This window comes from Variovorax paradoxus (assembly GCF_024734665.1).
Classification (GTDB): domain Bacteria; phylum Pseudomonadota; class Gammaproteobacteria; order Burkholderiales; family Burkholderiaceae_C; genus Variovorax.
Genome location: NZ_CP102931.1, coordinates 2235017 through 2253808, shown reverse-complemented (window position 1 = coordinate 2253808; position 18792 = coordinate 2235017). Strand labels below are relative to the sequence as shown.

Annotated in this window: 20 protein-coding genes and 1 pseudogene; 10 read left to right on the top strand and 11 right to left on the bottom strand. The window is 66.5% G+C overall.

What is annotated here, in order from left to right; translation table 11 throughout:
- Positions 1-125: 125 nt before the first annotated feature.
- Positions 126-356 (top strand): hypothetical protein, encoded by a 231-nt coding sequence (locus NWF24_RS10575; protein WP_375338447.1) that lies wholly within the window; start codon positions 126-128, stop codon positions 354-356.
- 25 nt (positions 357-381) lie between these two features.
- On the opposite strand, the gene NWF24_RS10570 is transcribed toward NWF24_RS10575, so the two are convergent.
- The 7 genes from NWF24_RS10570 to NWF24_RS10540 form a co-directional block, all read right to left on the bottom strand.
- On the bottom strand, positions 382-2556 hold the full coding sequence (locus NWF24_RS10570) for a LamG-like jellyroll fold domain-containing protein (RefSeq protein ID WP_258354121.1): 2175 nt from the start codon (positions 2554-2556) through the stop codon (positions 382-384).
- Between the two features lie 93 nt (positions 2557-2649).
- Positions 2650-3807 (bottom strand): MFS transporter, encoded by a 1158-nt coding sequence (locus tag NWF24_RS10565; protein WP_258354120.1) that lies wholly within the window; start codon positions 3805-3807, stop codon positions 2650-2652.
- A gap of 38 nt (positions 3808-3845) precedes the next feature.
- A complete protein-coding gene (gene aroC, locus NWF24_RS10560; protein WP_258354119.1) occupies positions 3846-4958 on the bottom strand; it encodes a chorismate synthase in 1113 nt (370 codons plus the stop codon).
- A 32-nt stretch (positions 4959-4990) separates the two neighbouring features.
- Positions 4991-5176, bottom strand: coding sequence for a hypothetical protein (locus NWF24_RS10555; protein WP_093050601.1), 186 nt, complete (start codon positions 5174-5176; stop codon positions 4991-4993).
- A 47-nt stretch (positions 5177-5223) separates the two neighbouring features.
- Entirely contained in the window at positions 5224-6789 is a 1566-nt protein-coding gene (locus tag NWF24_RS10550) for an MFS transporter (RefSeq protein ID WP_258354118.1), read from the bottom strand.
- A gap of 4 nt (positions 6790-6793) precedes the next feature.
- Positions 6794-7258, bottom strand: coding sequence for an SRPBCC family protein (locus NWF24_RS10545; RefSeq protein ID WP_258354117.1), 465 nt, complete (start codon positions 7256-7258; stop codon positions 6794-6796).
- Positions 7144-7605 (bottom strand): ArsR/SmtB family transcription factor, encoded by a 462-nt coding sequence (locus NWF24_RS10540; RefSeq protein ID WP_258354116.1) that lies wholly within the window; start codon positions 7603-7605, stop codon positions 7144-7146. Before NWF24_RS10540 ends, NWF24_RS10545 begins: the two co-directional genes overlap by 115 nt.
- A gap of 106 nt (positions 7606-7711) precedes the next feature.
- On the opposite strand from NWF24_RS10540, the gene pip reads away from it, so the two are divergent.
- The 4 genes from pip (at position 7712) to NWF24_RS10520 (ending at position 12357) form a co-directional block, all read left to right on the top strand.
- Positions 7712-8665 (top strand): prolyl aminopeptidase, encoded by a 954-nt coding sequence (gene pip, locus NWF24_RS10535; RefSeq protein WP_258354115.1) that lies wholly within the window; start codon positions 7712-7714, stop codon positions 8663-8665.
- Positions 8666-8745: 80 nt separating this feature from the next.
- On the top strand, positions 8746-9168 hold the full coding sequence (locus tag NWF24_RS10530; RefSeq protein WP_093081559.1) for a cupin domain-containing protein: 423 nt from the start codon (positions 8746-8748) through the stop codon (positions 9166-9168).
- Positions 9169-9346: 178 nt separating this feature from the next.
- Positions 9347-11644: a TonB-dependent receptor gene (locus NWF24_RS10525; protein ID WP_258354114.1), complete on the top strand. Its 2298-nt coding sequence runs from the start codon at positions 9347-9349 to the stop codon at positions 11642-11644.
- A gap of 26 nt (positions 11645-11670) precedes the next feature.
- On the top strand, positions 11671-12357 hold the full coding sequence (locus NWF24_RS10520; RefSeq protein WP_258354113.1) for a Fe2+-dependent dioxygenase: 687 nt from the start codon (positions 11671-11673) through the stop codon (positions 12355-12357).
- Positions 12358-12373: 16 nt separating this feature from the next.
- Here NWF24_RS10520 and NWF24_RS10515 read toward each other — a convergent pair whose 3' ends face one another.
- A complete protein-coding gene (locus tag NWF24_RS10515; protein ID WP_258354112.1) occupies positions 12374-12883 on the bottom strand; it encodes a CHAP domain-containing protein in 510 nt (169 codons plus the stop codon).
- A 234-nt stretch (positions 12884-13117) separates the two neighbouring features.
- Here NWF24_RS10515 and NWF24_RS10510 point away from each other — a divergent pair, with 234 nt between their 5' ends.
- The 5 genes from NWF24_RS10510 to NWF24_RS10490 all read left to right on the top strand — a co-directional run bounded on the left by NWF24_RS10510 (position 13118) and on the right by NWF24_RS10490 (position 17116).
- Positions 13118-13765 carry a response regulator gene (locus NWF24_RS10510; RefSeq protein ID WP_258354111.1) on the top strand — a complete coding sequence of 216 codons (648 nt, stop codon included), beginning with the start codon at positions 13118-13120 and terminating at the stop codon, positions 13763-13765.
- On the top strand, positions 13762-15618 hold the full coding sequence (locus NWF24_RS10505) for a sensor histidine kinase (RefSeq protein WP_258354110.1): 1857 nt from the start codon (positions 13762-13764) through the stop codon (positions 15616-15618). Before NWF24_RS10510 ends, NWF24_RS10505 begins: the two co-directional genes overlap by 4 nt.
- A gap of 93 nt (positions 15619-15711) precedes the next feature.
- Positions 15712-15885 (top strand): hypothetical protein, encoded by a 174-nt coding sequence (locus NWF24_RS10500; protein WP_258354109.1) that lies wholly within the window; start codon positions 15712-15714, stop codon positions 15883-15885.
- On the top strand, positions 15882-16190 hold the full coding sequence (locus NWF24_RS10495; protein ID WP_258354108.1) for a hypothetical protein: 309 nt from the start codon (positions 15882-15884) through the stop codon (positions 16188-16190). The genes NWF24_RS10500 and NWF24_RS10495 overlap by 4 nt, the downstream gene beginning before the upstream one ends.
- 11 nt (positions 16191-16201) lie before the next feature.
- On the top strand, positions 16202-17116 hold the full coding sequence (locus NWF24_RS10490; RefSeq protein ID WP_258354107.1) for a sensor histidine kinase: 915 nt from the start codon (positions 16202-16204) through the stop codon (positions 17114-17116).
- Positions 17117-17127: 11 nt separating this feature from the next.
- On the opposite strand, the pseudogene NWF24_RS10485 reads toward NWF24_RS10490, so the two are convergent.
- The 3 genes and pseudogenes from NWF24_RS10485 to NWF24_RS10475 form a co-directional block, all read right to left on the bottom strand.
- Positions 17128-17778 (bottom strand): annotated as a pseudogene (locus NWF24_RS10485) (zinc-binding dehydrogenase); the annotation flags it as partial.
- Positions 17726-18517, bottom strand: a complete 792-nt coding sequence (gene map / locus NWF24_RS10480; protein WP_258354106.1) for a type I methionyl aminopeptidase — start codon at positions 18515-18517, stop codon at positions 17726-17728. The gene map and the pseudogene NWF24_RS10485, both read right to left, overlap by 53 nt.
- Entirely contained in the window at positions 18517-18771 is a 255-nt protein-coding gene (locus tag NWF24_RS10475) for a ParD-like family protein (protein ID WP_258354105.1), read from the bottom strand. The genes map and NWF24_RS10475 overlap by 1 nt, the downstream gene beginning before the upstream one ends.
- Positions 18772-18792: the final 21 nt, after the last annotated feature.

The following is an 18792-nucleotide window of genomic DNA, read 5'->3' as shown; positions in this document are numbered from 1 at the left end:
CGCAGAGGGGCAATGCGTGATGAATTACTGGTCCGAATCAATTGCCATGCCGGAGAAGGCTCGGCCCGTGACGAGTGAGCACTGGTCGGAAGACTGAAAAGCGAGCCCGAATTGCGCTATTTCTGGTGCTCGCCTTTGGCTATGCGGTGACAAGGCCGCTGCCAAGCCAGGGCTTTGGCGGCAAGCACGCGTCAGGGCGCGTATCGCTGGCCAACCTCGATGAATACGACTACCCGAACATCGGGCGGTCGTTGCGCAAACTGGCTTCGGAGTACTTTGCGATCTTCGAGAAGGGGAACGGCAAGGGTCCCGCGAAGACAGCAGCGAAGGCGGGAAAGGCCGGCAAGAAGAAGTAAGCCGGCCTTTCCGTGCCAAGGGGGCTCAGGCCGGCTTGCGTGCCGTGAGCCACTGCGTTGGCGTCAATGCCGCCGCAACGACGCGGACTTCGCCGATGTTGCCGAAGAAGCCGTCAGCACGGGCACCGTCCCATGAGCCGCCGCCCACCACCCATGGCGATGTGGCCGAGAGCGTGGCCAGCCCGGGGATGGCCGCGGCGTTGCGCAGCACTGGCGCGCCTTCGACGTACATCGTGGTGTCGTGCGAAACCGGGTCGTTGACGATCGCGACGTGCACCCAGCGGTCCGCAATGACCTCGCCCGACCAGTTGGCCTTCGGCTCGCGAGTACCAGCCGGGCTCGGCACCACTTCCCACTGCACTTCGCGCAGGCTCGAAATGGCGAACAGCATGGGCGGTGATTCCGGGTCGCCGCCCGAATAGCCCGCGAGGTCACCGCGACGGCCGTCGCGCGTCATGATGTTCATCCACGCTTGGTTGCTGCTGGTCCAGCTCTTGTCGATCTTGATGAAGGCTTCGATGGTGTAGCCGCTTTCCAGCGTCTGCGCGTTGATCGGCGCAGTCGTGTCGGTGAGGAAATAGCTCAGACGCGGCGTGTTCTTATTGGTGTTCAGGAAGCGCACCGAACCAGGTGCGGCGGAAAGGTAGTGGCGGTCATCCGTCCACACGATGTCGCCGTCGGCAGCACCTACCACGCCACCCTGATTCAGTGCGTCGCGATGCAGCGGGTTGTTGCCCGTGACGTCGGCCACAACAGTGCCCGGCAGCACCGGCTGATTGACTGTGCCGCCAAAGAAGCGCCAATGCGCCAGCGTGTTCGCCACCTTGGGGTAGTCATCCGAGTTCGCGGCGGGCCGCTGTTCGACCGTGGCCGGATCCTTGTAGTTGGCGAGAATCATCGCGCGAGCCTTGTCCACCAGCGAACTGTCGATGGTGGCGCTGCCGGTGCCGAAGCTCTTGTTGAAGCCCGCGAAGCGCTGCGCGAAATCCATGTCGATGACGAAAGCCTCATTGGGCGTGGTGAGCACGGCCTGATCGAAGCTGTTGAGCGTGGCTGCCGGCTTCTGCGGCACCCACGGGGAGAACGACAGCACCTTGATCTTCTTGTTGGTCAGGTCGAATTCGTACAGGCGCATCAGGCCGTTGCCGCCCTGATAGGCCATCTGATAGTCGACAACCATCTCCTCGACCTTGCGGCCGAAGTCGTTGACCTTCGTGAGATGCGCCGCGCCATGGTGATGGCCGTTGAGCGTCATGAAGATCTGGTCGTTGTCGCGGATCAGCTTCTCCCAGAGCATCTTGCCGTAGTCGGTCTCGAGCGGGCTGGTGCCGTCGGGCGCGATGTTGAGCAACTGGTGGTTCACCAGGATGACGGGCAACGTCGGGTTCTTCGCAATCACCTGGCGGGCCCAGGCGATGCCTGCGTCGGAGATACGCCATGACAGCGACAGCACCATGAACTTCTGGCCCTGCGCCTCGAACACGTGGTACTCGTGGAAACCGCTGGGGTCGCGCGCGCCGAAGGTGGCCTGCTGCTTCGCACGCTCCGCGCCGAACCACTGGATGTAGGGCTCGTTGGCGGGAGTACGGCTGGCATCGGTGCCGCCGACGGGGTCAATGCTGTAGTCGATGTCTTTCATCACGTCATGGTTGCCGGCGAGCACGCTGTAGGGCAGCTTCGCGTCTTCGAGCACCTTCATCGCGGCATCGGCCACCTTCCACTGATCGGGCTTGCCGACCTGGTCGACCACGTCGCCAAGGTGGATGGCGAAGGGAATGTTCAGCGCCTTGGCATTGGCGGCGATCCACTTCGTCTGGGCAGCGAAGGGTGCGCTGCCGAAGCGCTTGTCGTACTGATCGCTCTCCTCGGCAGTGGCATAGCGTGCATAGAACTGCGTGTCGGGCATCACGGCGAGCGCGAAGCTTGAGATCTTGGCTGCGACGGCCGGCGGAGCGGGCGGCGGCGCCGATGCCGGGGCGGGTGCAGGCGCCGGCAGCGGGCCCAAGGCGGGTGAACCGCCGCTACCACCGCCGCAGGCCGCGAGCAAGGCGCTGCTGCCGCCAACGGTCAGCAGCGATGCGCCGAGCTTGAGCACCTGGCGGCGCGGCGGCGTGTTGTTGTTCTGTTCGGAATCATTCGATTCGGCAGGCGAAGCAATGCGCGGCGTGCGGGCGCCGCGCGGGTCGTCGGAAACGGACATGGAAAAGGAGGAGAAATTGCGAAGCTCGCAGCGTAGAAAGCTGCGGTGACATGCGCATGCAAGGCCCATGACACATTGTTTCCCCGTCAGGCCCTACTTCTTACTGGCCGCGCGCTCCATCCGATCCAGCCTCACCACTCGCCACGCACAAAGGCTGCCAAGCACAGCCAGCAGCGCCGCCGCCGTGAACATCGTGCGATAGCCAAAGACCTGCGCGACCGCGCCGCCGAGCAACACGCCCAGCACGCCGCCGAAGCCATAGCCGATCACCGTGAACAGCGCCTGCCCCCGCCCGCGCAGATGACCGGGAAAGCGGCGCGACACCACCGCGATGCAGGTCGTGTGATGCGCCGCGAAGCTCAGTGCATGCAGCCACTGCGCCACGACGAGCGCCGCAATCCAGCCGCCCAGCCCTGCGGTCAGCCCCAGCCGCGCGACGGCCGCAATGCCGCACACCAGCATCCAGCGCGGCATCGGCATCAGGCCGATGAGCCGGCCCTGCAAGAAGAACCACACGATTTCCGCCACCACCGACAGCGCCCACAGCAGACCGATGGTGCTCTTGCCGTAGCCGATCGAATCGAGGTACAGCGAGAAGAAGGCGTACACCGAGAAGTGCGACATCACCTGGAAGAACAGCGCCGCGAAGAACCACTGCACCGCCGGGTTGCGCAGCACAGGCCCGATAGGCTCCTTCACTGCGTCGTGCGCCGCTGGCGGCTCGCGCACGTCGGGCAGCTTCATCGTCGCGATCAGCACGATGGCCAGCGTGCCCGCGGCCCAGGCCGGAAAGTGCTTCATGCCGAAGCGCTCGAACCACTCGCCCGCCACGAACACCGTGAGCAGGAATCCGGCCGAGCCGCACAGCCGGATGCGCCCGTAGCGCCCCCAGTCGCCGGCCACCAGCTGTGCCATGGCGGCTTCGGTGAGCGACATCATCGAGCTGGTGTGGGTGAACATCACGAGCAGCACCAGCGCGAGCCACCAGGCGCCGCCGTGCCACCACAGCCCGAAGGAGCTGAGCAGCGCCACCGCCGCGCTGAAGCGCAGCAGCTTCACGCGCTGGCCCGTGTGGTCGCTGAGCGCGCCCCAGGCATAGGGCGCGAACACCCGTGTGATCGACTGCACCGAGGCCAGCAGGCTGATGGTGAAGATCGGCAGCCCCAAATCCTTGAGCCACAGGGGCAGGTACGGGTTGAAGAACCCGATGTGCGCGAAATAGCTGGCCGACAGACCAGCAAATGCCAGCATGTGGCCGCGTGCGGCGGCCACTGGTGGCGGGGCGGACACTACAGGAAGGACGCCTGCGGCGACGCGGCCTCGGACTTGCCGGCTTGCGCCTGCACGTCGCCGCACTGCGCGCGGTTGCGCAGCACGTGCTCCATGACCACCAGCGCCAGCATCGCCTCGGCGATGGGCGTCGCGCGAATGCCGACGCACGGGTCGTGGCGGCCCTTGGTGACGACTTCGACGGGGTTGTTGTTGATGTCGATGGACTGACGCGGGCTGATGATCGAGCTGGTGGGCTTGATCGCGATGCTCACTTCGAGGTCTTGCCCCGAGCTGATGCCGCCGAGGATGCCGCCCGCGTTGTTCGTGACGAAGCCGGTTGGCGTGATCGAGTCGCCGTGCGTGGTGCCGCGCTGGGTGACGCTGTCCCAGCCGGCGCCGATCTCGACCGCCTTCACCGCGTTGATTCCCATCATCGCGTAGGCGATCTCGGCGTCGAGCTTGTCGAACAGCGGCTCGCCGAGGCCGATCGGCACGTTGGTGGCAGTCACGCGGATGCGCGCGCCGCACGAATCGCCGGCCTTGCGCAAGCGGTCCATGTAGGTTTCCAGCGCGCTCACGTCGGCGATGGGGGCGAAGAAGGGATTGTTGGGCACGTGCTCCCAGTTCTCGAACGGAATGGCGATTTCGCCGATCTGCGTCATGCAGCCGCGGAACACCATGCCGTACTTCTCGGCCAGCCACTTCTTGGCGACCGCGCCGGCCGCGACCATTGGGGCGGTCAGCCGTGCCGAAGAGCGCCCGCCGCCGCGCGGGTCGCGAATGCCGTATTTCTTCCAGTAGGTGAAGTCGGCGTGGCCGGGGCGGAACTGCTGGGCGATCTGCCCGTAGTCCTTGCTGCGCTGGTCGGTGTTCTGGATCAGCAGTGCGATGGGGGTGCCGGTGGTCTTGCCCTCGTACACGCCCGACAGGATCTGCACCGCGTCGGGCTCGTTGCGTTGAGTGACGTGGCGGCTGGTGCCGGGGCGCCGGCGATCGAGGTCGCCCTGGATATCGGCCTCGCTGAGTTCCATGCCCGGGGGGCAGCCGTCGATGACGCAGCCGATGGCCGGGCCATGCGACTCGCCGAAATTGGTGACCGCGAAGAGTGTTCCGAAGGTGTTGCCGCTCATGGCGGGGATTATCCCTACAAAGCGGCCGCCCCTCAGTCGGTCGTGTTTTCCAGGCGCTTGGTCAGCGCGCCCACCTGCAGCTCGATGGAGAAGAGCCGTTCGTTCAGCACCGCAGTCTGGAGCCGGATCGCCTCGATGATGGCCTTGGTCTGCGGGTCGGGGGCGTTTTCGCAGAGTTCGGCCAGGTCATGCAGCTTCTTGCGCAGTTCGTTGCTCATGGAAGGCTCCAGTGATCGCGTCGTGGAAGCCCCAGTATGGGGTTTCGTCAACGCTCCGGCAATGCGGCGGCACCCGGGGTTTCGGGTGCTACCGCACCTCCCGCGCCGCGCAGGCGCACGGCCACCAGCCCGCCTACGAACAGCAATACCGCCGCACAGATACCGGCCGTGAGGCGCAGGCCATGCAGCAAGGCCTCGCGGCCCGCGTCGAGCAGTTCAGCGCCCGCGCTCCCGCCAAGCTGCCCGGCCAGCACAACCGCGCCGCCCAGCGTGCTGCGGGCGGCTTCTACCTCGGCTGGGCCCGCAAGACCCATCGGCACGGCATCGGCCATGGTGTTGCGGTAGATGGCCGCGCCGATGCTGCCGAGGATCGCGATGCCCAGCGCACCGCCGAATTCCGAACTGGTCTCGGAGATCGCCGAGGCCACGCCCGCGCGCTCCGGCGGCGCGCTGCCCACCACCAGATCGGTCGCCAGCGTGAACACCGGGGCCAACCCGAGCGAGGAGATGACCGCGCTGCCCACCATCCAGGCCAGCCCATCCTGCGCGGGCAGCACGGCCAGCATGCCGAAAGCCAGCGCCGCCACTGCCAGCCCGCCGCCCATCACGAAGGCCGGTCGCATGCGCCGCGCCAGCGCCGGCACGACCATCGAGCCGACGATGAAAGCCCCTGCGCCCGGCATGCTCCACAGGCCCGCATGCAACGGCGACAAGCCGAGCACCAGCTGCAGGTACTGGGCGTTGTACAGAAAGATGCCGAACATCACGAAGCAGGCCAGCATGTAGGAGCCGAGCGAAACGCTGAAGGCCGGCAGGCTGAACAGCCGCAGGTCGATCATCGGGTCGGCCAGCCGCTTCTGCCGGCGCACGAACAGCGCTCCAAGCACCAGCCCCAGCACGATCGACAGCACCGGTATCGCATGCATGCCGTGCTCCGCGATCTGCTTGACGCCGTAGATCATCGGCAGCACCGCGCCCAGCGACAGCGCAACGCTGGCCAGGTCGAGCCGGGCCGCGTCGGGGTCGCGGTACTCGGGCAACAGCAAGGGCCCGAGCACCAGCAGCAGCACCATCACCGGCACGCCGATCAGGAACACCGAGCCCCATGGAAAGAACTGCAGCAGCACGCCGCCCAGCACCGGGCCGATGACGGCACCGGCTGAGTAGCTCGAAATCCACACGCCGATGGCCACGGTGCGCTGCCCCGGGTCGAGGAACATATTGCGTATCAGCGAGAGCGTGGACGGCGCCAGCGTCGCCCCCGCCACGCCTAGAAGCGCCCGGGTGGCGATGAGCATGTTGGCGCTGGTGGAGAACGCCGCCAGCACCGAGGCGATGCCGAATGCCGCCGCACCGATCAGCAGCAGCCGACGCCGGCCGATGCGATCGCCCAGCGTGCCCATGGTGACCAGCAGGCCGGCCACGAAGAAGCCGTAGATGTCGACGATCCACAGCAGCTGCGAGGCCGTGGGTTTGAGGTCTTCGCTGATCGACGGGATCGCGAGGTTCAGCACCGTGAGGTCCATCGAATAGAGCATGCACGGCAGCGCGATGACCGCCAGGCCGGTCCATTCGCGCACCGTGGCGCGGTCCGGGGCTGGTGTGTTCTTCATTTTTTCAGGCAGCGAGGCTTAGCCAGCGCTCCAGCTTGACGAGCGCGCCGCTCCAGCCGTGGTTGTGGGCATCGCGCGCGGCTTCGTCGAAGAACTGCTCGTGCAGCAGCACCAGTTCGCAGCCTTCGGCATCGGGCTCGATGCGCACGGTGACGCGCGACTCGCGCTCGGGCGTGCTGCGCCAGGCCCAGCTGAAGACCAGTTTGCGGTTCGGAACCACTTCGAGATACGTGCCGCTCACGTCATGCGTCTCGCCGTCGTTGGCCAGCATGGCCACGCGAAAACGGCCACCCACGCGCAGGTCGACCTCGGCGATGGGCACCGAGACGATTTCCTCGGGCCCGAACCAGAGCTTCAGCGCTTGCGGCTCGGTCCACGCGCGCCAGACTTTGTCGGGCGCGACGCGGTAGTGCCGGCGGAGGGTGAGCGAGGGGCGCTCGGCGGCGTCTCGGGCGGAAGGGTTTGCCATTCGGTCTCCTCCTGGTGATAGAGAAAGCGCGCCAGTGCATCGAGGCGCCCGGTCCAGAATTTCTCGTAACGAGACAACCACACGGCAGCCTCCTGCATGGGCCGGGGCGACAGCTCGCAGCGCACGATGCGGCCTTCTTTCGTGCGAGAGATGAGGCCCGCGTCTTCAAGCACGCGCAGGTGCTTCATGAAGCCTGTGAGCGACATGCCGTGCGGCTCGGCCAACTCGGTCACGCTGAGGCTGCGCTCGCCCAGGGTTTCGAGCACCGTGCGCCGCGTGGAATCGGAGAGCGCGGCGAAGACCGCGTCGAGGGCGTCGGCGTCCGGATGAGCAGCTGAGTGAACCATGCGGTTGAGTATCTGGAAGGCCTGCAGGCCCGTCAAGCAGCGCTTCCGGAAAGCCCCTTCGTGCGACCATTCATCCTGAATCATCGACAGGCAAAGGCCCCCTCCAATGACCGAACTGCGCCAACCGTATCCCCCAATCGAACCGTACGAAAACGGCATGCTCGACGTGGGCGACGGCCACCAGATCTACTACGAGCGCGCGGGCACGCCCGGCGCCAAGCCCGCGGTGTTCCTGCATGGCGGCCCTGGCGGCGGCATCTCGCCTGAACACCGGCGGCTGTTCGATCCGGCGCGCTACGACCTGATGCTGTTCGACCAGCGCGGCTGCGGCCGGTCTGTGCCGCACGCCGGCCTGGAGGCCAACACCACATGGCATCTGGTCGCCGACATCGAGCGCCTGCGCGAGCGCGCCGGCGTCGACCGGTGGCTGGTGTTCGGCGGTTCGTGGGGGTCGACGCTCGCGCTCGCCTACGCGCAGAAGCACCCCGAGCGCGTGAGCGAACTGGTGCTGCGCGGGATCTATACCGTGACCCGGGCAGAGCTCCAGTGGTACTACCAGTTCGGCGTGTCGGAGATGTTCCCCGACAAGTGGGAGAAGTTCCAGGCTCCCATTCCCGAGGCCGAGCGCGGCGACATGATCGCGGCCTACCGCAAGCGACTCACCGGCGACGATCCGGTAGCGCGCATCGAGGCGGCGCGCGCCTGGAGCGTGTGGGAGGCCGAAACCATCACCCTGCTGCCGAGCCCGGCGATTGCCGAAGCGCATGCCGACGACCATTTCGCGCTGGCTTTCGCGCGGCTGGAAAACCACTACTTCGTGCACGACGCCTGGCTCGAAGAAGGCCAGTTGCTGCGCGACGCGCACCGGCTGCACGGTATTCCCGGCGTGATCGTGCACGGCCGCTACGACATGCCCTGCCCCGCGCGCTACGCCTGGGCGCTGCACAAGGCCTGGCCCGAAGCCGCGTTCCATCTGGTCGAGGGCGCAGGGCATGCCTATTCGGAGCCCGGCATCCTCGACCGGCTGCTGCGTGCGACCGACGGTTTCGCTGGCCGCTGAATCCGGGCCCGTCGCCAGCCCCCGGGAACGCTTTATGCGTGCTGCACCGCACCACACAACCACCTGCGAAGGAGCGCCCCATGCTGGACCGTACCGCCACCCAGTTCTCCCACGTGAAGCCCGGCGACACAGAGTTCGTATCGGGTGGTTTGCGTGACTTTTTTCTCTATCGCGACCTGGGCATCGCCGAAGCCACCAACGGCAAGGTGATCGCGCATCTGGTCAAGGCCAACATGGCACCGGAAACGGGCACCGGCTGGCACCGCCACGAGGCGGACTTCCAGATCGTGATCATGGTCAAGGGCTGGGCCCGCTTCATGTACGAGGACAAGGAAACGCTGGTCGAGGCCGGCGACGTGGTGCACCAGCGCCCGGGCATCCGGCACTTCCTGTTCGACTACTCGCCCGACATGGAGTACCTGGAAATCGTCTCGCCAGCGGACTTCAAGAGCATCGACGTGGAGCCGGTGTGCGAGATTCCGGCGCCTACGCCCTGGAAGTAAGTCAGCGCAGGCGGCAGGCCCACTGAAGAAACCTGCCTTCCACCTGACCTCGCACGTAAAGACAGGAGGCTGTCTCCTCGGCCAAACACCCGGCGAGGAATGCTTCAAACAAGAGTCATTCGCAGCCAGAATGCCGGCCGATGCTGCTTTCGTTTGCATCGTCCCCAAGGCACTCACGATGACCCGCTCCACTCGCCCTATGCGTCGCCGCACGCCCATCGCACTCGCCCTGATCGGCCTGTGCGCTTCGTCCCTCCCCACCGCATTCGCCCAGCAGCAAGCCACGCAGCCCGCGGCTTCCACGCCGTCCGCTACGCCCGCACCCGGCACCTCCGTCCCGGCCACGCTGCGCGAAGTGCAGGTCCAGGGCGCACAGGACAAGACCGGCTTCGGCGCCAACCCGTCTTCGCTCAACCGCCTGCCAGCCGACCTGCGCGATGCGCCGCAGTCCGTCACCGTCATCAACCAGGCGGTGATGCAGTCCCAGGGCGCGACCTCGCTCGCGAGCGCGCTGCGCAACGTGCCGGGCCTGACGATCGGCGGCGCCGAGGGCGGGCAGATCGGCACGAACATCAATCTCAACGGCTTCTCTGCGCGCACCGACATCTACTTGGACGGCGCCCGCGACCGCGCCCAGTACTACCGCGACACCTTCGCGCTCGAATCGGTCGAGGTGCTGATGGGCCCGTCGTCGATGCTGTTCGGGCGCGGCTCCACCGGCGGCGTGATCAACCAGGTCACGAAGAAGCCGTCGCTCACGCCCGCGGGCGAGGTCTCTGTGTCGGCGAGCACCACGGGCCTCGTGCGATCGACCATCGACATCAACCGCCCGCTGTCCGACACCTCGGCCTTCCGCATCGCGGCCATGGGCCAGCAAGGCGACGCCAGCACGCGCGAGCAGACCAAGCTGAAAGACTTCGGTCTCGACGCCTCGCTGAAGTTCGGCATCAACACGCCGACGCAGGTCACGCTCTCGGCGCTGGTGCAGCACAACCGCGACCAGCCCGACTACGGCGTACCGCCGCTCAACGGCCACCCCGTGAAGGTCGACCGCGACACGGCCTACGGCTTCAGCGACGACCGCACGATCTCCGACATCCAGGCCTTCAGCGCGGTGGTGCAGCACAAGCTCACGCCCGACACCTCGATCCGCAACCAGACCCAGTACAACGACGTGACCACCGATGCGCGCGAGACCGCGCCGCAGAGCATCGGCACGCTGTCGGCCAAGGGCGTGTTCACGCCCTTCTCTACCGGCACCACGGCCGTGCCGGCCGCCGCGTTCTCGTCGCTGCCGCTGAGCAGCCTGTGGGTGCGCCAGCAAAGCCACGACCGCACGATCCACGACAAGTCGCTGTTCAACCTGACCGAGCTCAACACCAAGTTCACCACCGGCTCGATCAAGCACACGCTGCTCGCCGGCCTGGAGCTGGGCCACGACACCTACGACAACCAGGCCTACTACCGCAACGGCACCTGCGCCGGCGTGGCGCTGAACCCGGCGGGCGGCACCAGCGGCTATGCCACCTGCTCGCCGCTGCTCGCGCCGTACCAGGGCAACACGCCGAGCAGCGCGCCCTCGCTGCCCGGCAACCTGGCCACCGCGAGTGCGACGACCGTTGCCGGCTACGTGAACGACACCATCGAGCTGAGCCCGCAGTGGAAGCTGGTGGCCGGCGTGCGGCAAGACCACTACCGCGCGAGCATCTACAACAGCATTCCGACCGCGACCACGCTCGCCTCCGAAAGCCAGACCGTCGACTTCACCAGCGTGCGCGCCGGCGCCATCTGGCAACCGACGCCCGAGCAGTCGTACTACGTGTCGTACAGCACATCGTTCAACCCCTCGCTCGAACAGCTGGTGGCCACCACGGGCAGCACGCAGCCGCTGCCGCCGCAGAAGAACAAGGCCTATGAAGTCGGCGGCAAGTGGGACCTGAACGACGGCAACCTCTCGCTGACCGCAGCCGCCTTCCAGATCACGCAGACCAATGCACGCTCGCAGAACAGCGACGGCACCTACAGCGCGACCGGCACGGTGCGCGTGAACGGCGCACGCGCCGGCGTCGCGGGCCGCGTGACCGACAAGCTGCAGCTGTTCGGCGCCTACACGCACCTGGACGCGACCATCATCGACGGTATCGCGCCCGGCACGCTCGGCAAGGTGCCCGCCAACACGCCGAAGGACGCGGCCAGCCTGTGGGCCACCTACGCGATCACGCCCGAGTGGGAGATCGGCGGCGGCACCACCTACAGCGCCAAGCGCTTCGCCAACAACACCGACCTCGTACAGGTCGGCGGCTATGCCCGGCTCGACGCGATGGTGGCTTACCATCAGCCCAAGTACGACATCCGGCTGAACCTGTTCAACCTGGCCAACCGCCATTACTACGACGCGCTGATCCCTTCGGACGGCGGCCGTGCGGTGCCTGGCTCGGGCCGCGCCGCCACGCTGTCGCTCACCTACAGGCTCTGAGTTTCCCCAGGAGCATTCGACACAACATGCTGGTCTGCATTCCCGGCGTCCTCGACAGCGAAGCGCTCGCGGCGGTTCGCGCGCGCCTCGATGCGGCCGGCGACGCCTGGGTCGATGGCCGCGTCACCGCGGGCCACCAGGGCGCGCCGGTCAAGTTCAACCAGCAGATCGACGAAGGCTCGGTGGTGGCGCACGAATGCCAGGCCATCGTGGCGAGCGCACTGGAGCGCCACCCGACCTTCATCAGCGCGGCGCTGCCCAACCTGCTGTACCCGCCGATGTTCAACCGCTACAGCGAAGGCATGCGCTTCGGCCTGCACGTGGACGGCGGCGTGCGCATCGACCCGCGCACCGGCCGCAAGCTGCGCACCGACCTATCGGCCACGCTCTTTCTGTCGGACGCCGACAGCTACGACGGCGGCGAGCTGCAGATGGAAGACACGCACGGCATGCAGACCGTGAAGCTCGCGGCCGGCGACATGGTGCTCTACCCCGCCACCAGCCTGCACCAGGTCACGCCCATCACGCGCGGCGTGCGGCTCGCGTGTTTCTTCTGGGTGCAGAGCCTCGTGCGCGACGCAGGCGACCGCGCATTGCTGTTCGACATGGACAACGCGATCCAGCGCCTCAACCAGAGCGGCGCCGACGAATCGGCACGCCGCACGCTGGTGGGCGCGTATCACAACCTGCTTCGCAAGTGGAGCGATACCTGAGCTCCTTGACAGCAAGTCAGCCCACGACGCTGCGACACCATGCATAGATGCTGCGCGGTTGCTGCTCGAAGAGTTCCGGCGAGGTGATCTTGATGGCGTCGAACGGCGCCACCTTGAAATTGACTGCCGAGCAATGCGCCACCAGGCGAGCGCGTCCATCGGCATCGGCCTCCATCACGAGCCCCACGTGGCCGTAGTTCTCGCCGCTTCCCGCCTTCGGGTAGACAACCAGCGCCCCGGGCGTGGCCCGGGCACGGCGCTCGAAGCGCACGCCGGCGCCCATGGCGTCGGCCCAGATGCTGTCCGTGTAGATCCATCCGGCGGCGTCCGTATAAGGCGCGGGATTGCTTTTTCTGCCGAAGCCAAGCGCCCAGCACACGAAGCCTGAGCAGTCGCATGCGCGCACCACCAGCGCCGGATCGTGCACATCGAGCCCTGCCGCCAGGGCCAATGGCTCCAGGGCCTGTTGCTGCTCCAGAGGAAGCTTCGGCCACAGCTTGCCGACCGGCAACGCACTCGTCGGCAATGCCGCATCTGCGGACCGCCCTCCTTCACCGAGCCAATAGACAGTGCCCTGTCCACAGGCTGAATGCGCACGCGTCAGGACATCTTCAGTTCGGTACATACGGCTCCTTTGGGACTTTTTCCGAAAATAACCGGGACTCCGCTGCACGGCGATACCGCATAGGCGCTATGGCCCGGCGGCATGCGCAGGCGAAGAATGGAGTCGTACACTGCGCCCGAATACCCTGGAGTGGGAATGAAAATCCGCGTGCTGATAGTCGAGGACGAGCCGGAATTCATGCGCCGGTTCTCCAACGCCGTGCTGGCCGACCCGGAGCTTTCACTCACGGGGGCGGTCTCGACCGGTGCCGCGGCAATGGCGCTCCTGGGGGCACAACCACCCGATGTGCTGTTGCTCGATCTCGGTCTGCCCGACATGGACGGCACCGAGGTGATTCGCTATGTCGCTCTTCACCACTCGGCATGCGACGTGCTTGTGGTAACCATGTTCGGCGACGACCGGCATGTGATCGCCGCGCTGGAGGCTGGCGCAACCGGCTATCTGCTCAAGGATGCGGGCGCTGACCGCATCGCCACCAGCATCCATGAACTGCACGCGGGCGGCTCGCCCATCAGCCCCGGCATCGCGCGTCGCATCCTGGCGCGGATGCGCACGGCCATGACCCAACTGCGTGACGAAAGCCCGCGCGATGCGGTGCTGACACCACGGGAAACGGAGTTGCTGCGCCTGACGGCCAAGGGCCTGAGCTTCGACGCGATCGGACAACTCCTGGAGATTTCGCCGCACACCGTGGTGGCACACGTCAAGAAGATCTATCGCAAGCTGGCAGTGCACTCGCGCGGGGAGGCTGTCTACGAGGCCAATCAGATGGGGCTGCTGTGACATGGCCAGGATTGCGGTGCCTGCTGCTGGTGGCGCTGGTCATCGCCGGCGCTGCCGACGTAAGGAGTGCCGACCAGGCGAATGAATCCGCATCGCCGCAGCGCGCGTTGCGCCTGGATGCCTCTGGGCTCACGCCGCCCGCGTCCGATGCTCCGTGGCAAAACGCGACGCTGCCCGGTGCTACCGCCCCACAGGGCCCGACCTGGTTCCGCATCGACTTCAAGCGCGAGAGCGCATCGCCCAGGCCTTGGGCCGTCTATCTGCCTTACCTGTACGGCGGCGGGCAGGTCTGGCTCAACGGCCAACAGGTGGCCAGCGTGCCGGAGTCGACGGACCAGTTGCGCGTGCGGTGGGAGCGTCCACACCTGCTGCCCTTGCCCGACAACCTGCTGCGCGACGGCGACAACGAACTGATGGTGCGTGCGGTGCCGGCCCTGGGGGAACACAGCCTGCGCTTTCCGCGCGTGGACATCGGTCCGCTGGTCACGCTGAGCGAAGCGAACGACCGCCGCCAGTTCTGGGTGCGGACCGCGCCACAGCTCACCGTGCTGGCCTGCCTGATCGTCTCTGCATTCGTCCTGTTCATCTGGTGGCGACGCCCGGGCGAGGTGCTCTATGGGCTGTTCGGACTCGCAACCGCGCTCTGGGGAATACGAACGCTGACCTTCGTGATCGAGGTGGTGCCGGTGGAGCGCTGGCAGCTCTGGCGGCTCGTCTACCTGGCCGCCACCGGTGGCTTCGTTGTGGTCATGGCGCTCTTCGCCACGCGCTTCGCCGGCCTGCGCCATCGCTGGCTCGAACGCGTGCTGGCAGCGTACTGGCTGGTCGGCCCGGTGTGGCTGCTGCTCGCCGGCTCCGCGGGCGAACCGCTCGTCAACCGCGTCTGGAGCGGCGGGCTGATACCCATCGGCATCGGGATCATCGCCGTCTCGTTCTGGGTCGTGTGGCGCGAGCGCACCTGGGCTTCGGCTGTCATGCCGACGGTTCTCACGCTGGCAACGCTCGCGGGCGTGCACGACTACCTGATTACGTGGGATGCGGCGCTCATCGACCGCGTGCTGCCGGGTTGGGCGGGGCATCGCCTGTTCCTGCTTCACCACGCCGCGAACCTGCTGCTGCTGACGATGGGCGTGCTGTTGTCGCTGCGCTTCACGAGAGCGCTCACCTCGCTGGAGCAGCTCAACGAATCGCTGGAGTCGCGCGTGGCCGACCGGGAGCGCAGCCTCTCTGCCAATTACCTCCGTCTGGCGGCGCTGGAGCGGCAGAACGCCGCCGCCGAGGAGCGGCAGCTCATCATGCGCGAGATCCACGACGGCCTCGGCTCGAAGCTCTTCACCTCGCTGTCGCGAGTGGAACGCGGTGACATGAGCCACCTGCAGATCGAAGAGTCGCTGCGCGCCTGCATCGCCGACATGCGGCTCGCGCTGGACGCGCTCGCGCCGGAAGATCACGACCTGCGCACCGCCCTTGGCGACTTCCTGTTCCGCTGGCAAGGCGAACTCGAAGCAGCTGGCGTGCGGGCCGCCTGGACCATCGACATGCCCGACGAAGCCCCGGGCGTGCCGCCCCACACGACGCTGCAGATACTGCGCATCGCGCAAGAAGCGCTGACCAACATCGTGAAGCATGCGCGCGCGAGGCAGGTGGAGCTTCGGCTGCAGCAGGCCGGCGGACTGCTGCGACTGGAGATCCAGGACGACGGCCTCGGCGCCGGCCTGGCGCCTGGCACACAAGGGCGCGGCATCGCCAACATGCGCGCGCGTGCAGAGAAGCTCGGCGGCACGCTCGAACTGCGGCAGGACGCGCATGGAACCTGCGTCGTGCTGAGCGCGCCCATCCCGCAAACACGCTAGGGCGCGGCCCAAAGGCGGTATTCCAGGGCAGCGCTGCGATTCCTACATTGGATGCCCATGCACAAGCATGACATTCCAGAGGAGAACAAGCGCATGACCCCACAATCCGGGCCCACCGACGACACCCTGTCGAGGGTCGGCCGCTGGCTGCTGGCGATCGCAGTGGTTGCGCTGGCCTCGCTGATCCTCTGGATGGCGGGATGCGGCGACCAGCTATCGACCTATGGCGTGAACGGCACCATCCACACCGAGGAGTCGATCACATGAGCCCCGGTGGTGATCTGCAGTCTTCGGCCACGCTGATGTCCATCGTGAGCTGGCTCTACCTGGCGACCAACTCCGTGCGCGCCGTTACCTACGTGCCGCAGATCGTCGCTGTCTGGCACTGCACGGACGGCGCGCGTGCGATCTCGCTCGTGACCTGGAGCTCCTGGGTGCTCGCGAACCTCACCGGCGTGATGTACGGCGCCTGGGTCGTGCGCGACGGTCTCTTCGTCACGATCTCGGCCATCAACCTCGTGTGCTGCGCCACCGTCGCGTTGATCGCGGCGCGCCGCAGGGGACTGCTCTAGGAGATGTTTGTATGAACTCGCTTCAGCACGTGCTTCGGTTCTTCGGCTTTCCCTTGCCTGTGCCGGTTGAGGGGACGTCGCAGTTGCACCTCCGGAGGAACACCTTCGACAGCGTCCCGCTCCCGGTGCGTGCTCCCCCGCCGGAGTTTCAGCCCCCTGTCGAGCAGGCCATGGCCGAGCTCTTGCGAAAGAACCAGTTGCTCGAGACCTCCGGCCGGGCGAAGGCCTGCCTCTTCGCAGCCGCAATCCACGACCTGCGGCAGCCACTGCAAGCCCTGATGCTGTTCTCGAACGCGCTGTCGAGCGCCGATCTCGACGCCGATCGGTTGCACTGGCGCATCGAACAGATCCGCCAGTCCGTCGACTTTCTCGATCGGCTGTTGACCGGGCTGCTGGATCTGACGCAGATCGAGGCGGGCCGCACACCGCCCAGGTGCGCCAAGCTGGCGCTCGATCCGCTGCTCGACGAGGTCCGGCATCACTTCCGCGCCGTGGCCGAGGCGCAGGGAGTGCGGCTGGTGGTGCGCCCCACCGGCGCATGGGCGCGCTGCGACGGCGTGATGCTCACGCGGATCCTCAACAACCTGGTGAGCAACGCGCTGCGCCACACACACCGCGGCGGCGTACTCGTGGGCGCGCGGCGGCATCGGGAAGGCATTCGCATCGATGTCTGCGACACCGGGGTCGGCATTGCGCAGCAGCATCAGGCACGGGTCTTCGAGGCGTTCTACAGAATCGATGCCCCCGAACAGCCGGCCGCGCGCGGACGCGGGCTGGGTCTGGGGCTGGCCACGGTGCAGCGGCTGGCCGATCTGCAGGGCGCGACGGTTCGGCTGCGCTCGCGGCCCGGCCGGGGCACGGTGGTGTCCGTCGTGCTGCCCGCGGCCATGAGGGCAATGGCCGACTCCATCAGCCCGCGCCGTTGAGTGGCATCGGCGTCGATGGAGTGAATCGAAAAAGTACGCACCGCGAGGCTCTTGCCCAGCAACTTGCGCAGTTCCTCGAACACATCGCCGGCCGGCGGGCCGGTGACGATGTTGTAGGAGACCGCCATTCCGAACGGTGCCAGGGCGCGCAGGCAGGCGATGAAGTGCGCGCCTCCGAGATGGTCGAAGGCCAGGTCAACGCCGCGCCCGCCCGTGAGCTGCATGACCTTCTCGGTCAGTCCCTGGGGGTCGCTCTCGACGACTTCGTGCGCGCCATTGGCCAGTGCGAAGTCTTTCTTCTCCGGTGTCGAGGCCGTCCCGATCACATGCAGGCCGCGATCGCGCTTCGGCAACTGCTCGTGGCCGTGCGCAAGGACGGCAGCGGCACCGTACGCATCGACTCGCGCGTGATGCAGGTCTGGGCCCGGGAGGGTGGTCGCTGGCGGCAGCTGGCGTTTCAGACGACGCCGCTGGAGATGAGCATCTCGTGAGGCGTGCGCCGAGAGAGTCGCCCCATGATCTCCGTGTTCTTTGCGCGCCCCCGGGGAACATGTCTTGCCTTCGCGCTGCGAGAACCGGGTCTTCAAGATCTGCGCGGCAGGCTCAGTATCAAACCGGCGCGTAGCCGCCCGTGCCACCCGGCCAAGGCGTAAGCACCTCATATCCCTCGGGCGTTACAGCCACCATGTGTTCCCACTGGGCGGACAGAGACCGGTCCTTTGTCACGACTGTCCATCCGTCGGGCAATTGCCTGGTTTCGCGTTTGCCTGCATTGAGCATCGGTTCGATGGTGAAAACCATGCCCGGCTCCAGCCTGAGCCCTTCCCCGCGCTGCCCATAGTGCAGCACTTGCGGTTCATCGTGGTAGATCTGGCCGATGCCGTGTCCGCAGTATTCGCGCACCACGCTGAATTGCTCCCGGTGAGCAACCGACTGGATGGCATGGCCAACATCGCCCAGAGTCGCTCCAGGCTTGACCTGCCGGATTCCGGCCAGCATTGCTTCGTACGTCGTCTCCACCAGGCGCCGAGCCAACACACTGGGGGCTCCGACAAAGTACATGCGACTGGTGTCACCGAACCAGCCGTCCTTGATGACGGCGACATCGATGTTGATGATGTCGCCCTTCTTCAGAATCTTGTCGGGCGAGGGGATGCCGTGACAAACCACCTGATTGACGGAAGTGAGAACGGTCTTCGGATACCCCTGATACCCCACGTTCGCTGGAATGGCACCCTGGACATTCACGATGTGGTCGTGGCAGATCCGGTCGAGCGTCTCCGTGCTCACCCCCGGCACGACGTAGGGCTCGATCATGCCGAGCACCTCTGCGGCAAGCCTGCCGGCCCGCCGCGACATTTCGAGCTCCTCGGCGGACTTGATGGGAACGCCGTGAGCCATCAGTGTTTTCCGCTCGAGGACGCGCGGGGCTTGCTAGGTTGAGTTGTGACGGCCGCGGCGATGTCCAGCCCCCCCGCGAGTTCAGCCTGTATCAACAGTTGGCAGATTTCCCGGTAGTCCAACTCCGGGTGCATCTCGGTCAGCATGCCGACTCGCATCCAGTGCTCTGCCTGTGCATTGATAGACCTGCTGAGGGCGTTCCCCGCCACTCGCAGGTTCTCGTGCATCAAGTCCGAAATTTTTACAATGCCCATCGGCGATCTCCATATGAAACG

What these genes read in the sequence shown, in the direction of transcription:
- NWF24_RS10570 (WP_258354121.1), bottom strand. Translation starts at nt 2,556, where the DNA reads ATGTCCGTTTCCGACGACCCGCGCGGCGCCCGCACGCCGCGCATTGCT.
- NWF24_RS10565 (WP_258354120.1), bottom strand. Translation starts at nt 3,807, where the DNA reads ATGCTGGCATTTGCTGGTCTGTCGGCCAGCTATTTCGCGCACATCGGG.
- aroC (WP_258354119.1), bottom strand. Translation starts at nt 4,958, where the DNA reads ATGAGCGGCAACACCTTCGGAACACTCTTCGCGGTCACCAATTTCGGC.
- NWF24_RS10555 (WP_093050601.1), bottom strand. Translation starts at nt 5,176, where the DNA reads ATGAGCAACGAACTGCGCAAGAAGCTGCATGACCTGGCCGAACTCTGC.
- NWF24_RS10550 (WP_258354118.1), bottom strand. Translation starts at nt 6,789, where the DNA reads ATGAAGAACACACCAGCCCCGGACCGCGCCACGGTGCGCGAATGGACC.
- NWF24_RS10545 (WP_258354117.1), bottom strand. Translation starts at nt 7,258, where the DNA reads ATGGCAAACCCTTCCGCCCGAGACGCCGCCGAGCGCCCCTCGCTCACC.
- NWF24_RS10540 (WP_258354116.1), bottom strand. Translation starts at nt 7,605, where the DNA reads ATGGTTCACTCAGCTGCTCATCCGGACGCCGACGCCCTCGACGCGGTC.
- pip (WP_258354115.1), top strand. Translation starts at nt 7,712, where the DNA reads ATGACCGAACTGCGCCAACCGTATCCCCCAATCGAACCGTACGAAAAC.
- NWF24_RS10530 (WP_093081559.1), top strand. Translation starts at nt 8,746, where the DNA reads ATGCTGGACCGTACCGCCACCCAGTTCTCCCACGTGAAGCCCGGCGAC.
- NWF24_RS10525 (WP_258354114.1), top strand. Translation starts at nt 9,347, where the DNA reads ATGACCCGCTCCACTCGCCCTATGCGTCGCCGCACGCCCATCGCACTC.
- NWF24_RS10520 (WP_258354113.1), top strand. Translation starts at nt 11,671, where the DNA reads ATGCTGGTCTGCATTCCCGGCGTCCTCGACAGCGAAGCGCTCGCGGCG.
- NWF24_RS10510 (WP_258354111.1), top strand. Translation starts at nt 13,118, where the DNA reads ATGAAAATCCGCGTGCTGATAGTCGAGGACGAGCCGGAATTCATGCGC.
- NWF24_RS10500 (WP_258354109.1), top strand. Translation starts at nt 15,712, where the DNA reads ATGACCCCACAATCCGGGCCCACCGACGACACCCTGTCGAGGGTCGGC.
- NWF24_RS10495 (WP_258354108.1), top strand. Translation starts at nt 15,882, where the DNA reads ATGAGCCCCGGTGGTGATCTGCAGTCTTCGGCCACGCTGATGTCCATC.
- NWF24_RS10490 (WP_258354107.1), top strand. Translation starts at nt 16,202, where the DNA reads ATGAACTCGCTTCAGCACGTGCTTCGGTTCTTCGGCTTTCCCTTGCCT.
- map (WP_258354106.1), bottom strand. Translation starts at nt 18,517, where the DNA reads ATGGCTCACGGCGTTCCCATCAAGTCCGCCGAGGAGCTCGAAATGTCG.
- NWF24_RS10475 (WP_258354105.1), bottom strand. Translation starts at nt 18,771, where the DNA reads ATGGGCATTGTAAAAATTTCGGACTTGATGCACGAGAACCTGCGAGTG.